This window comes from Vibrio penaeicida (assembly GCF_002933855.1).
GTDB classification, from domain to species: domain Bacteria; phylum Pseudomonadota; class Gammaproteobacteria; order Enterobacterales; family Vibrionaceae; genus Vibrio; species Vibrio penaeicida_A.
In genome coordinates this window covers 65898-79992 of sequence record NZ_BFAQ01000020.1, presented here as the reverse complement: position 1 = coordinate 79992, position 14095 = coordinate 65898, and the positions used below count along the sequence as shown (strand labels likewise).

The following is a 14095-nucleotide window of genomic DNA, read 5'->3' as shown; positions in this document are numbered from 1 at the left end:
TCCATGCCCTTATCTATTGGGCATAGACAAAGCAAAGTAGTTTGCACACATATTTTGTGAGTAGGGGTTGAATCCCCATTCCTCATCCCCACTTATGGGGATATAGCAAAAAGATAATTGATTTAATCGGAGATAGCCTGATGGGTAAAATCATTGGTATTGACTTAGGTACTACTAACTCTTGTGTTGCTGTGTTGGACGGCGATGCACCACGCGTAATCGAGAACGCTGAGGGTGAGCGCACAACTGCATCTGTTATTGCTTATACAGACGGTGAAACGCTGGTAGGTCAACCTGCGAAACGTCAAGCAGTTACAAACCCGGAAAACACGCTATTTGCAATCAAGCGTTTGATCGGTCGTCGTTTCGAAGATGATGAAGTTCAACGCGACATCGAAATCATGCCTTACAAAATTGTTAAGGCTGACAACGGCGATGCGTGGGTAGAAGCGAAAGGTCAGAAAATGGCTGCTCCTCAGGTTTCTGCTGAAGTTCTAAAGAAAATGAAGAAAACGGCAGAAGACTTCCTAGGTGAAGAAGTAACAGGCGCTGTAGTGACTGTTCCTGCATACTTCAACGATGCTCAGCGTCAAGCAACTAAAGATGCAGGTCGTATCGCTGGTCTTGATGTTAAGCGTATTATCAACGAACCAACAGCTGCTGCTCTAGCATACGGTCTAGACAAGCAAGAAGGCGATCGCACTATTGCGGTATACGACCTTGGTGGTGGTACGTTCGATATCTCTATCATCGAAATCGACAACGTTGATGGCGAGCAAACTTTCGAAGTACTAGCAACTAATGGTGATACACACCTTGGTGGTGAAGATTTCGATAACCGTCTAATCAACTACTTAGTAGACGAGTTTAAGAAAGAGCAAGGCATCGACCTTAAAGTTGATCCTCTAGCAATGCAGCGTGTTAAAGAAGCGGCAGAAAAAGCGAAAATCGAACTGTCTTCTGCACAGCAAACTGACGTGAACCTACCTTACGTTACCGCTGATGCAACTGGTCCTAAGCACATGAACGTTAAAGTGACTCGTGCGAAACTAGAAGCACTAGTTGAAGACCTTGTTCAACGTTCTCTTGAGCCACTAAAAGTTGCTCTAGCAGATTCAGACTTATCAGTAAGCGAAATTACAGACGTAATTCTTGTTGGTGGTCAAACGCGTATGCCTATGGTTCAGTCAAAAGTTGCTGAGTTCTTCGGTAAAGAAGCTCGTAAAGACGTGAACCCTGATGAAGCAGTAGCAATGGGTGCTGCAGTTCAAGGCGGTGTACTTGCTGGTGAAGTGAAAGACGTACTACTTCTAGATGTAACGCCTCTTTCTCTAGGTATCGAAACTATGGGCGGCGTAATGACAGCTCTAGTTGAGAAAAACACAACAGTACCTACGAAAGCTAACCAAGTATTCTCTACAGCTGAAGACAACCAAAACGCGGTAACTATCCACGTTCTTCAGGGTGAGCGCAAGCAAGCGATGCATAACAAATCTCTAGGTCAATTCAACCTAGAAGGTATCCAGCCTGCACCTCGTGGTATGCCTCAAATCGAAGTAACTTTCGACCTTGATGCGGATGGTATATTGCACGTATCTGCGAAAGATAAGTCGACAGGTAAAGAGCAAAAGATCACAATCCAGGCGTCTGGTGGTCTAAGCGACGACGAAATCGAGAAAATGGTACAAGAAGCAGAAGCAAACAAAGAAGCGGACAAGAAGTTCGAAGAATTGGCCTCTGCTCGTAACCAAGCTGACCAAATGATCCACGGTACTCAGAAGCAAATTGAAGAAGCGGGTGATGCGCTTCCTGCTGAAGACAAAGAAAAGATCGAAGCAGCAATTACTGAGCTAGAAGAAGCGAAGAAAGGCGAAGATAAAGAAGCTATCGACGCGAAAGTTCAGGCGCTAATGGCAGCATCTCAAAAGCTAATGGAAATCGCACAGCAAAAAGCTCAAGCTGAACAAGCTGCAGGCGCAGAAGCTGGCGAACAACCTAAGCAAGACGACGATGTTGTTGATGCTGAGTTTGAAGAAGTGAAAGACGAGAAGAAATAATCTCTAAGCTATTATCACTCGAAATATCAATATTTCGGGTGATATAGCGTCTAAATCTTCTATGCTGCGGGCGTTCGAGTTATCTCTTACGCCCGCAAGTTTGTAAATAAGGAATCAATCCAGATAAAGAGTTTGTGATAGTAAGGTGCTTAGCACACTGGCTTGTGGTGCTATTCATACATATGCTTTTCTCATAACCTTAGGATCAGCCTCCTTATCTAGATTGATACAAACCACCAAGCGGAACCATCCGTTTGCAGTAAATAATTGGTGACGAAGAACATGTCAAAACGTGATTTTTACGAAGTATTAGGCGTTGGCCGTGATGCATCAGAACGCGATGTAAAAAAGGCGTATAAGCGTCTTGCTATGAAATTTCACCCAGACCGTAATCAGGGTGACGAATCGGCTGCGGAAAAGTTTAAAGAAGTAAAAGAAGCGTACGAAATTCTTTTAGATCCACAGAAGAAAGCCGCGTATGACCAATACGGTCACGCAGCCTTTGAACAAGGTGGAATGGGCGGCGGCGGTGGCTTCGGTGGAGGCGGCGCTGACTTTGGTGATATCTTTGGTGACGTTTTCGGCGACATCTTTGGTGGCGGTCGCCGTGGCGGCGGTGGTCAGTCACGTGCTCAACGTGGCGCAGATCTTCGTTACAACATGGAACTGTCATTAGAAGAAGCTGTTCGCGGTGTTGAAAAAGAGATTGAAGTTCCTACTCTAGTCGAGTGTGATGTCTGTGATGGTAGTGGTGCTAAGAAAGGTTCTGGTGCTCAAACATGTGGAACATGTCATGGTCATGGTCAGGTTCAAATGCGCCAAGGCTTCTTTGCGGTTCAGCAAACATGTCCTACCTGTCATGGTAAAGGGAAGATCATTAAAGACCCATGTAACTCTTGCCACGGTCAGGGTCGTAAACAGAAAACAAAAACGCTGAATGTTAAGATCCCTGCTGGCGTAGATACGGGCGATCGTATTCGTCTTTCTGGCGAAGGTGAAGCTGGAGAAATGGGTGCACCTGCTGGCGATTTGTATGTGCAAGTGCATGTTCGTGAGCACAATATCTTCGAGCGTGACGGAAACAACTTGTACTGTGAAGTACCAGTAAGCTTTGCTATGGCAGCGTTAGGCGGTGAAGTTGAAGTACCGACTTTAGATGGTCGCGTAAACTTGAAAGTGCCAGAGGAAACGCAAACAGGTCGTATGTTCCGTATGCGCGGTAAAGGCGTGAAAGGTGTTCGTGGAGGTGGCGTTGGCGACTTAATCGTGAAATTGGTTGTTGAAACACCCGTTAAATTAAGTTCTCGTCAAAAAGAACTGCTGCGTGATTTTGAAGAAACATGTGGCGGTGATGCGGCGAATAAACATAGCCCTAAGTCAGAAGGTTTCTTTAAGGGCGTTAAGAAGTTTTTTGATGACCTAACAAGCTAACAAGCTAACAAGCTAACAACGTAAAATCGAGATATAAAAAAACGACAGCAAATGCTGTCGTTTTTTATATCTGAAACAAGTGAGTGATTACTTGTTGATGCTGATGGTTTCACCAGACTTACAACGGAACTGGTAGTAACGCTGACTTTCGTTAAATTTAGACAAGCCTTCGCCGCTGCAGTAGTCAGCATTAATGTTGCGCATTGTCTCTAGTGTCACTTCAGAGCGAAGTGCAAACTTGGAGCCATCTGCACACACAATACGAACGCGACCATCATCGCTTACTGAGTAAACTTTTACTTCGGTATTACAAAGTTCGAACGAAGCGTCCATGTAGTTATCTTGTTGGGTAGGTGTAGAGCTACAACCTACCAGCGTCAAAGCCATTAGACCTGCTACTGCAAATAATTTCATCTGTAGTTTCCAACTGGTTGATGTTAGTTTTATGCTGAATAGCAAGCTGAAGTGTTTGGGCTAGTCGCCACTTACTCGCTTAGCTGCTATACAACAGATTTTAAAGTAAAAATATTTAAGCATCTTAGCGTAAAGCCAGATGTGAGTAAAATTCCGGTATAAAAAACGCCCCGATTTCTCGAAATCGGGGCGAATTATAAAAAACTTAATAGTAATAGAAGGTTAAGAGTTAGTTTACTTAATCTCAACCCCTTTAGCTTGAAGATCGGCATGGTAAGAAGAACGCACAAATGGACCACATGCTGCGTGAGTGAACCCTAGCTCTAGTGCGATCTCTTTTAGCTCATCAAACTCTGAAGGTGGCACATAGCGTTCAACCGCTAAGTGGTGACGGCTTGGTGCTAAATACTGACCAAGCGTTAGCATTGTTACACCGTGAGCACGTAAATCTTTCAGAACTTCTACAATTTCTTCTTTTGTTTCGCCTAAGCCCATCATCACACCGGATTTGGTTGGAACATCCGGGTGTTGTTCTTTAAACTTGCGAAGCAAATCAAGTGACCACTTGTAGTTCGCACCTGGTCTAACCTTACGGTAGAGGCGAGGTGCTGTTTCTAGGTTGTGGTTGAACACATCTGGTGGGTTATCTTTTAACAGCTCTAACGCTGTATCCATACGACCACGGAAATCAGGAACCAAGGTTTCAATGCGTATGCTTGGGTTCATGGCGCGAATTTCACGGTTACAGTCAGCAAAATGCTGTGCCCCACCGTCGCGTAAATCATCTCGGTCAACAGAAGTAATAACGACATACTTGAGCTTCATGTCTTTAATAGTTTGAGCAAGATGCTGCGGCTCGTTGCTGTCCGGTGTAATTGGACGACCATGGGCAACATCGCAGAAAGGACAGCGACGGGTACAGATAGCACCTAAAATCATGAATGTAGCCGTACCATGGTTAAAGCATTCCGCTAAGTTAGGGCAAGAGGCTTCTTCACATACAGAGTGAAGATTATTCTTACGCATAGCGGATTTGATTTCTTGGATACGTTTGCTATCAGAAGGTAACTTGATTTTCATCCAATCAGGTTTGCGTAACACTTCTTTCTGTTCAATTGGCATGTTCTTCACTGGAATCAGTGCCATTTTGTCAGCGTCGCGGTATTTAACGCCTTTTTCCATCTGGATAGGTTTGCTCATGATGATTTGCTTTCTGTAATAATTTCGACTTGCTTGTAGCCCAGCAGTGCAACAAGCTCTTCAATAAGCGTTGTTTCAACGCTGCTCACTTCAGTATCACTGTTAAAATCGCTGATTTGGACCATTTCCATTCCTTGGTAGCCACATGGGTTAATACGCAGAAATGGCGAGAGATCCATATTTACATTTAAGGCGAGTCCGTGAAAAGAACAACCTTTTCGAATACGTAGCCCCAGCGAACAAATCTTTTTATCACTCACATATACACCCGGAGCGTCTGGTTTTGCTTCGGATTCTATATCGTATTGCTTCAGTGTATTAATAACCAAATTTTCGATATGAGTGACTAATTCTCTTACTCCCAATGAGCGGCGGCGCAGGTTTAATAGGAAATAAGCCACAACCTGACCAGGACCATGGTAGGTAACTTGACCACCACGATCACTCTGTACCACTGGGATATCGCCAGTATCAATTAGATGCTCTGTTTTGCCTGCTTGACCTTGGGTAAAAACTGGGTTGTGTTCTACAAGCCAAACTTGGTCGCCCGTTTCTTCATCACGAGTATCAGTAAAGTCATGCATGGCTTGCCAAACGGGTAGGTAATCTTGTCGACCTAGCTTTTTAACGACTAACTGGTCTTTGACTTCAAGCAAACTAAAAGATCCTTTGAAATAAGAACGATAAAAGTAAACGGATTATAAACTTCTTTAACCAATCTAACTACACATAAGCGACATGGATTTTACATCTTTGCCAGAATTCCATGCTGGAAATTTGAGGGTTAGTGCTATGGATAGGATAATAAACCTTAGAAAAACAGCGACTAATAAGTCGCTGTTTCAATTTGAGCTAAATAGTTAGCGGCTAAAGTACCATGCGTACGATGTCGATATCGCCTAACTCTTTGTAGAGTGACTCTACTTGCTCGATAGAAGTGGCTGTGATGGTGATAGAGACGGAGTTATATGTCCCTTTTCCACTAGGCTTAACGGTAGGGCTGTAGTCGCCTGGAGCGTGACGTTGAATGACTTCTAACACAAGCTCTGGCAGTTCTGGTTTTGCGTAGCCCATTACCTTGTAAGTAAACTGACAAGGGAACTCAAGCAGATCTTTTAGTTTAGCGTCTGAGTTGATATTCAACATTGCGAGAACTCCGATTTAGTATTCGATATTGCGGTGCGAAATAGTACTGCCAAATGTAACGGATCTCAAGTCACATCAGTGTACCCTCACATTATGATGCAAAAAAGCCGCTAACGCGGCTTTTAATAATTAAGTTAGATACGCTGGATTTAGCTAAACCAGCTCTTGAATAGTAAAACAATGTAGTCAATTAAGCGGCTAAATAGGCTGCCTTCTTCTACATCTTCCAGAGCTAGAAGTGGGTACTCAGCGATGTCGTCACCTTCAACTTGGTAGAACAAGCGTCCAACCACATCGCCTTTACGAATCGGTGCCTGCAGTTCTTTTTCTAATACGAAGTTGGCAGTCATGTTTTTCGCTTGACCACGGGGTAACGTGACATAAGTATCTTCTGCAACACCTAGCGCGACGGCATCCTTATCACCCATCCAGATTTTTTCGCTAACGAAAGTTTCACCAGATTTGTGTGGAGAGACCGTTTCAAAAAAGCGGAATCCGTAGTTAAGCAGTTTCTTGCTTTCCGCCTTACGAGCGTTAGCACTTTTCGTTCCCATTACAACGGCGACTAGGCGCATTTTACCTTCGGTTGCAGAGCTCACTAAGCTGTAACCAGCTTTGCTTGTGTGCCCTGTTTTAATGCCGTCTACGTTCATGCTTTTATCCCAAAGCAAGCCGTTACGGTTGTATTGGGTTATGCCATTGTAAGTAAATTGCTTTTCAGCGTAGATGCGGTATTCGTCTGGCACATCACGAATAAGGGCCTGACCAAGCAAAGCCATATCGTAAGGGGTGGAGAAAAGGTCTGGATTATCCAACCCATGTACGTTGGCAAAATTGGTGTTGCTCATGCCAATAGAATTAGCCCAAGCATTCATCAAATCAACAAACGCATCTTCTGACCCTGCAACATGCTCAGCCATAGCAACACAAGCATCGTTACCCGATTGAATTATGATGCCACGGTTCAGATCTTCTACGGTCACAGTCGTACCGACTTCGATGAACATTTTTGAAGAATCAGGGAAGTTTTTCGCCCATGCATTCTTACTGATGACGACTTTGTCGGAAAGAGAAATATTGCCACGATCAAGTTCTTGACCAATGACATAGCTGGTCATCATCTTGGTAAGACTTGCTGGGGACAAACGCGTGTTCGCCTCTTTTTCTGCCAGAACTTTACCTGAATGGTAGTCCATGAGCACGAAACCTTTAGCGGCGATTTCAGGTGCATCAGGGACAACAATAGGAGCCGAGAATACTGGAGAAGCGAAAGTTGCTGACACGATTGCTGAAGTGACAAACAAAGATTTAATAGATTTCACAGATTTTTTCATTGGTATTAGTTGTTAGTCTGAATGTTTAATGCTGAACGTTCGTATCTTAGCAGAATCACTCTGATAAGTCAGAAGCTTACTGTTGCACAAATTAACCCGTTTGTCCTTAAGGATTCTGTTTCACTTGTTTAATGAACGCGGTGGGGTAGCCTTGTGAGTGTACTTGAGCTAACGTTTTTTGCGTTAATTCTTGGTCATTAAATGGACCTAAAAAAATACGATGTATCTTTTTTGACCCTTCTGTATAGCTGCGTACTGATAGGCTTTGACCCAAAGATTTCGCTAAAGTTCGGGCTTTGTCTTCATCTTTTGATGCGGCGACTTGAATGACAAACCTTGGAAGTTTTTTCTGTGCAACGAGCGATGTATTTTCGCGGCTTACAGAAATGTATTCAATTTTCACATTTGCTGTACCAGTCTGAACGACACCAAGCTTGTATGCCGCAGCATAGCTTAAATCAATAATACGCCCTTCATGAAAAGGACCTCGGTCGTTAATGCGGACAATTGCCGCTTTTCCGTTGTCTTTGTTCAGTACCTTGACGTAACTTGGAAGAGGTAAAGTCTTATGCGCTGCTGACATAGAGTACATGTCGTATATTTCACCGTTAGATGTTAGGTGACCATGAAACTTTTTACCGTACCAAGACGCTTTACCTTCTTGAGTAAACCCTTCTGGCTCTTTAACTATTTTGTATGAGCCTCCCAATAAACTGTAGTCTTTGTTGCCGCCCAAGCTGATGGGTTCATAAACAGGATGAGCATCTTCAATATGTTCAACAGAAAGCGGTACTTCAGGAGCGACATCGTCATCTATGGTGTACCTGCCTTTGTCGGGGCTTGTACAGCCAGTTAAAGCAAGCATTAACACCACGATAAGAGAGTAAATTCTAAAAGCCATCAGTTCGCCTTAGAGAGCATTTTACGGTGAGTGTGAATCGACATCAGAATGCCAAACCCGGCCATTAGCGTTACCATGGATGTGCCTCCATAGCTAATCAAAGGCAGTGGTACGCCTACAACTGGGAGTATGCCACTAACCATGCCTATGTTTACAAAGACATAAACGAAAAAGCTAAGAACAACACTGCCCGCCATCATTCTACCGAATGCGGACTGCGCTTTACTGGCCAAATACAGACCACGACCAATAATAAATAAATAGATACAGAGTAACGCGACCACACCAATCATGCCCCATTCTTCCGCAACAACTGCAAAGATGAAGTCAGTATGACGCTCTGGTAGGAATTCAAGTTGCGACTGAGTCCCTTGTAGCCAGCCCTTCCCAGACAAGCCTCCTGAACCAATTGCAATTTTACTTTGAATGATGTGATAGCCTGCGCCCAACGGATCGGATTCAGGGTCAAATAAAGTTCTTACGCGAACCTTTTGATACTCTCTCATCAAGAAGAACCAAAGAATAGGGATGAAAGCACCGAGTGCGACGGCGGCCGCCGTGATGATCTTCCAGCTTATTCCAGCAAGGAAAATAACAAAAATCCCTGACGCAGCGATGAGGATCGAGGTTCCCAAGTCGGGTTGCTTGGCAATGAGTATTGTTGGAATGAAAACCATCAATAATGAGGCTATCAGTGTTTTAAATGTAGGGGGGAGCGAGCGCTTACCAATGTACCTAGCCACCATGAGTGGTACGGCGAGTTTCAATAATTCAGATGGCTGAAAGCGCACAAAACCAAGGTTTAACCATCGCTGGGCCCCTTTGGATGCTTCACCGAAAAATAAAACCCCTAACAATAAGAATATTCCAACAACAAACAACAATGGTGCGGCGGTTTCATAGGTGCGTGGGGGGATTTGTGCAAGCAGTAACATCACGACAAGAGATAGCCCCATTCTCATGGCTTGCCTGTCCATCATCGCGAGGCTTTGCCCACTGGCACTGTACATAACAACCAGTCCAAAACACATAAGCAGCAATAACCCAAGCAACATGGGTAAGTCGATATGGAGCTTATCGAAAAAGGAACGATTTCTTCCGGTAGAAGGGTCAAACCGCATTATTTATTCCCATCTTTGCTGTCAATTAAAACGTGGTCGAAGATCTCTCGTGCAACAGGTGCACCGTTCGAAGAACCGCCCCCGGCGTTTTCTAATACAACGGTCACAATCACTTCTGGATCATCGAACGGAGCAAAGCCAGTGTACAAAGCGTGGTCTCTCAAGTGTTCTGCCAGTTCGTCGGCGTTGTATTCTTCGTCCTCCTTGAGCCCAAACACCTGCGCTGTTCCGGATTTACCACCAGTCATGTATTCTGCTTTTGCGAAGGCTCGTCGGGCTGTTCCTTTTTTACCGTGGTTTGCTAAACGCATACCTTCTAAGGCAACATTCCAATAGCGTTTAGATACGCCTTCAACGGGCGGGTAAGATTCAATAGGCGCAGCTGTTGTCACATGAGGCTCTTGAGTTTTATCAATGGTCGCTCTAAGCAAATGAGGAGCGATGACTTCACCTTTGTTCACCAACACGGAAGTAGCTTTCGCTATTTGCATTGGGGTTGCTGTCCAGTAGCCTTGCCCGATGCCCACCGGGATCGTATCACCTTGATACCAAGGTTGGCGATGACGCGCCATTTTCCATTCTCGGGTTGGCATGTTGGCTTTACTTTCTTCATGAATATCGATACCCGTAAAGTCACCAAATCCAAACAACATCATCCAAGTGGAGATACGATCAATCCCCATGTCGTAGGCAATTTGATAATAAAAGGTATCAACTGATTCCTCGATTGATTTCAGTATATCGACACGACCGTGTCCCCAACGTAACCAGTCTCGAAATGGTCGAGTTTTCGAGTTAGGAATACGCCAGTACCCAGGATCATTACGTGTGGTTTTTGTCGTAATGACTTTTTCTTGAAGTGCTGCAACGGCGATAAATGGCTTCACCGTAGAGGCTGGTGGATAAATTCCAAGTGTTGCTCGGTTAACTAGAGGCCTGTCTTTGTCTTCTAACAAGGCGCGATAGTCTTTTCCAGAAATTCCGTGGACGAAAGAGTTAGGATCGTAGCTCGGGCTAGAAAGCATAGCTAAAACACCGTTATCTGTTGGGTCGAGCAAAATTGCGGAACCTCTTCGACCATCTAGTAAATCAAATAAGTATTGCTGAAGTTTAATGTCTAGGTTGAGAACAATGTCTTGCCCTGGTACAGGTGGCACGTATTTTAAAGTTCGAATAATGCGACCACGGTTGTTTACTTCAACTTCTTGGTAACCAGCAATACCGTGCAGCAGATCTTCATAAAAACGTTCAATACCAAGCTTACCAATATCACGGGTTGCTTGATAATTGGCTACTTTGTCCTCGCGCTCTAAGCGTTGTAAATCACGATCATTAATTCGAGATACATAGCCCAATACATGAGTAAGCACTTTTCCGTAAGGATAATAGCGCTTTAGCGTAGCGTTTACTTCTACACCAGGGAAACGATGCTGATTAACAGAGAATAGTGCAACCTGTACTTCCGTTAGCTGGTTTAACAGTGGGACGGATTTAAAGCGCCTAGTACGTTTACGTTCTTTATGGAACCGAGTAACACGCTCTTCAGAGATCTCAAGAAAAGTACGCAATTGAATAATAGTTTCATCAATGTCTTTGATTTTTTCAGGTGTAAGTTCAAGGCTGAAGATAGGTCGGTTTTCAGCGAGTAGAATACCATTGCGATCGTAAATCAATCCGCGGTTAGGGGCGATAGGTACCACTTTTATACGGTTGTCATTAGAGCGGGTTTTGTAGTCTTGAAACTGATTGACTTGAATGTTGTATAAGTTGACGAGAAGCACACCCATAAGCGCCACAATGCCCATAAAGGCGACTAAGGCGCGTCGCGAGAATAGGGCGGACTCGGCGGTGTAATCTCGGATTTGGGTGCGCTGACGTCTCATCTAGCGTTATTCTCGATGATATGGGTGGTTAGCGGTAATGCTCCAAGCTCGATATAGGCTTTCGGCCATGACAACACGAACTAAGGGATGAGGTAGCGTAAGAGGAGACAAAGACCAGCTTTGCTCGGCTGCCGCTTTGCAAGCCGGTGCTAAACCTTCAGGACCACCGATTAGAATTGACACATCACGTGCATCAAGTTTCCACGCTTCCAACTGTCCTGCAAGTTGCTCTGTATCCCAGCGCTTACCTGGAATATCCAGAGTAACAATTCGATTACCTTTTGGCACTGCTGCCAGCATCGCTTCGCCTTCTTTTTGCAGAATTCTTGCAATGTCAGCATTTTTTCCACGCTTACCTGCTGAGATTTCAATCAATTCCAAAGGCATGTCGTGGGGGAATCTACGTTTGTATTCTTTAAACCCTTCTTCTACCCACTTTGGCATTTTCGTGCCAACAGCAATAAGTTGAATCTTCAACGATTAGCTCCAGAGTTTCTCAAGCTGGTACAGCTCTCGTTGGTCTTCTTGCATTACGTGAACCATTGTAGAACCCATATCGACAACGACCCATTCGCCTTCTTGTTCACCGTCGACACCTAGCGGTTCTAACCCTGCTTTTTTAGCTTCACTGGCGACGTGATCGGCTATAGAGGCTACGTGACGCTTAGAGTTTCCTGTGCAGATAACCATAAAGTCTGTAACACTGGATTTGCCTTGAACATCAATGGTAACGATGTCTTCTGCTTTCATATCGTCTGCTTTATCCGCTAAAAAATCACGTAGATCTTGTACTTGCAATGTCTTTTACCTTAAAAAAAATTTAACCGTTATTATACTCAAGTTATTCTAAGATGCTCGCATCTGAGCGAAATAGTTCTTGATGTTGTGGAATTAGGGTATTGAGCTGTTAAAGCGCTATATTGAATGTAGCCTTTGGCTCACAAAATTGAAGTGAAATTTGAGCCAGTAGTAGCCAAACTGGACGGTCGTAGCGCGTTTTTGCATCAACCTCTGCTTGAGCTGTCAATGAGAGCAATTTTTGAATATCAGTTGGCGCTAGCCTTTGTAGTGCAGCTGAATACATCGGACGCTTAGTTTGCCAAATTCTACGGGCATCGAAGACTTTACCCAGCGGTAGAGAGGCTAATTCTTTATGCATTTCCAATATCAGTAGTAATTCTTTCTGAAGAGTACGAAGTAAAATGATAGCTTCAGTGCCTTCCGCTTCAAGCTGCCTCAATATCCTTTGCGCTCGCTTACTCTGGCCAGCAAGTAATGAATCGCTCCACTGGAATGGCGTAAAGTGATTATGACGACTTAATGCTTCTTCGACTCTTAGCAACGTTAACTGACCATCAGGATAGAGAAGCGCTAACTTTTCCAAGCTCTGAGAAAGGGCCAGTAGATTACCTTCGTGCCACTGTGCCAACATTTGTATCGCTTGATTATCTGGAACGAGGTTCAGTTTTCGGCAGCGTTGTTGCACAAATTGAGGTAATCGTTGGGTGTCTGGGGTTAGGCAGGTCACGACACAGCCATTGGCAGAAAGTGCTTTAAACCATTTAGCACTTTCTTGTTGTTTGGTTAGCTTGTGTCCAATGAGTACCAACAGAATATCAGGGTGAAGCCTATCAGCTAAGCCAATAAGCTCTTTCCCTGCTGCCGCATTTACACCAGTTTCAGGAATCTCTAGTTCAATGATCTGGCGAGCTGAAAATAGGCTCAATGCCTGACAACAGTCGTACACCAAGTTCCAATCGAGTTGAGCATCGATCGCAAAACGGTGGCGTTCTTCAAACCCTTGGCTTTGCGCATGTTGCTGTATCGCTTCTCGGCTTTCTTGTAATAATAATGGTTCATTGCCAAAGACCAAAAAAATACCGTGCTGAGAGCGAGGTAAGTGATCAGCAAGTTTGTCGGCAAAAATACGCATTACTGGTTCTCTACCGCGAGTTTTTCTGTAGTCGTGGTCTGGGTTACACCGAGATCTAACGTCACACTTTCTTCTTGGTTTTCGCTAATGATGTCGTTTTGGCTTTTATCAAGCTGTGCTTTTAATCGCGCCATTTGACGAAGGATTTGTCTCGCGGCTTGTTTACGCATTTCATCAATGATCATTTCTTTTTCAGTCGATTTAGCGAGAGCGGTTAATGGGTTATCCAAGAAACTGCGGTTGACTGTTGTAGTAAAGGTTTGGCTGCCAATCCCCGGAACCGTCACTCGGTACGAAGCAGCATAAGTAAGTTCATACTCTGCTGCACGGCTGTTCTGATACAAAGAGAGAGTGCGTTCACCATTGGATTCACTGGTTAAATGCAGGTTCGGGATGTCTTCTCTTGGGGCAACGGCATCTACGCCATTCAAATCCAACTCAGCACGGACGTACCGCGTTAATGAGCCATAAGAATCAAAGCTGGTAAATGATATTTCAGAAAGTTCTTCTGGAAGAAAGTACGTATCTCGGAAATGAAAACCACAAGCAGACAACACTGTTGTCAGGACAAGCACAATAGAGGCACGCAAGGTGCGAGAAAAAGAAACACGCTTCACAAATCGTTTCCTAGTATTCGGATTAACTTTGATGACAACACTGTCTACGTAATGTGTA

The 14095-nt window shown here is 44.3% G+C and carries 14 protein-coding genes; 2 read left to right on the top strand and 12 right to left on the bottom strand.

Annotation, left to right across the window (positions count from 1 at the left end; translation table 11 throughout):
* Window positions 1–140 precede the first annotated feature (140 nt).
* Window positions 141–2057 carry a molecular chaperone DnaK gene (gene dnaK, locus VPNCDNU1_RS11555; RefSeq protein ID WP_104400444.1) on the top strand — a complete coding sequence of 639 codons (1917 nt, stop codon included), beginning with the start codon at window positions 141–143 and terminating at the stop codon, window positions 2055–2057.
* 282 nt (window positions 2058–2339) lie between these two features.
* On the top strand, window positions 2340–3488 hold the full coding sequence (gene dnaJ / locus VPNCDNU1_RS11550; RefSeq protein ID WP_104400443.1) for a molecular chaperone DnaJ: 1149 nt from the start codon (window positions 2340–2342) through the stop codon (window positions 3486–3488).
* 87 nt (window positions 3489–3575) lie between these two features.
* On the opposite strand, the gene VPNCDNU1_RS11545 is transcribed toward dnaJ, so the two are convergent.
* The 12 genes from VPNCDNU1_RS11545 to VPNCDNU1_RS11490 all read right to left on the bottom strand — a co-directional run bounded on the left by VPNCDNU1_RS11545 (window position 3576) and on the right by VPNCDNU1_RS11490 (window position 14037).
* Entirely contained in the window at window positions 3576–3902 is a 327-nt protein-coding gene (locus VPNCDNU1_RS11545) for a hypothetical protein (protein ID WP_101110770.1), read from the bottom strand.
* Window positions 3903–4136: 234 nt separating this feature from the next.
* Complete coding sequence (gene lipA, locus VPNCDNU1_RS11540) at window positions 4137–5102, bottom strand: lipoyl synthase (RefSeq protein WP_101110769.1); 966 nt, start codon at window positions 5100–5102, stop codon at window positions 4137–4139.
* Entirely contained in the window at window positions 5099–5758 is a 660-nt protein-coding gene (gene lipB, locus VPNCDNU1_RS11535; RefSeq protein ID WP_104400442.1) for a lipoyl(octanoyl) transferase LipB, read from the bottom strand. The genes lipA and lipB overlap by 4 nt, the downstream gene beginning before the upstream one ends.
* A 211-nt stretch (window positions 5759–5969) precedes the next feature.
* Window positions 5970–6248, bottom strand: coding sequence for a DUF493 family protein YbeD (gene ybeD / locus VPNCDNU1_RS11530; RefSeq protein ID WP_101110767.1), 279 nt, complete (start codon window positions 6246–6248; stop codon window positions 5970–5972).
* A gap of 149 nt (window positions 6249–6397) precedes the next feature.
* The gene (locus VPNCDNU1_RS11525) at window positions 6398–7582 is read right to left on the bottom strand and encodes a serine hydrolase (RefSeq protein WP_104400441.1); all 1185 of its coding nucleotides are present in this window, start codon (window positions 7580–7582) and stop codon (window positions 6398–6400) included.
* Window positions 7583–7688: 106 nt separating this feature from the next.
* Complete coding sequence (locus tag VPNCDNU1_RS11520; RefSeq protein ID WP_104400440.1) at window positions 7689–8483, bottom strand: septal ring lytic transglycosylase RlpA family protein; 795 nt, start codon at window positions 8481–8483, stop codon at window positions 7689–7691.
* The gene (gene rodA, locus VPNCDNU1_RS11515; protein ID WP_104400439.1) at window positions 8483–9604 is read right to left on the bottom strand and encodes a rod shape-determining protein RodA; all 1122 of its coding nucleotides are present in this window, start codon (window positions 9602–9604) and stop codon (window positions 8483–8485) included. The genes VPNCDNU1_RS11520 and rodA overlap by 1 nt, the downstream gene beginning before the upstream one ends.
* Window positions 9604–11487 (bottom strand): penicillin-binding protein 2, encoded by a 1884-nt coding sequence (mrdA, locus tag VPNCDNU1_RS11510; protein ID WP_104400438.1) that lies wholly within the window; start codon window positions 11485–11487, stop codon window positions 9604–9606. The genes rodA and mrdA overlap by 1 nt, the downstream gene beginning before the upstream one ends.
* A 6-nt stretch (window positions 11488–11493) precedes the next feature.
* Window positions 11494–11964: a 23S rRNA (pseudouridine(1915)-N(3))-methyltransferase RlmH gene (rlmH, locus tag VPNCDNU1_RS11505; RefSeq protein ID WP_104400437.1), complete on the bottom strand. Its 471-nt coding sequence runs from the start codon at window positions 11962–11964 to the stop codon at window positions 11494–11496.
* 3 nt (window positions 11965–11967) lie between these two features.
* Window positions 11968–12285, bottom strand: a complete 318-nt coding sequence (rsfS, locus tag VPNCDNU1_RS11500) for a ribosome silencing factor (RefSeq protein ID WP_101110761.1) — start codon at window positions 12283–12285, stop codon at window positions 11968–11970.
* A 109-nt stretch (window positions 12286–12394) separates the two neighbouring features.
* Window positions 12395–13420 (bottom strand): DNA polymerase III subunit delta, encoded by a 1026-nt coding sequence (gene holA, locus VPNCDNU1_RS11495; RefSeq protein ID WP_104400436.1) that lies wholly within the window; start codon window positions 13418–13420, stop codon window positions 12395–12397.
* On the bottom strand, window positions 13420–14037 hold the full coding sequence (locus VPNCDNU1_RS11490) for an LPS-assembly lipoprotein LptE (protein WP_104400435.1): 618 nt from the start codon (window positions 14035–14037) through the stop codon (window positions 13420–13422). Before VPNCDNU1_RS11490 ends, holA begins: the two co-directional genes overlap by 1 nt.
* Between the last annotated feature and the right edge of the window lie 58 nt (window positions 14038–14095).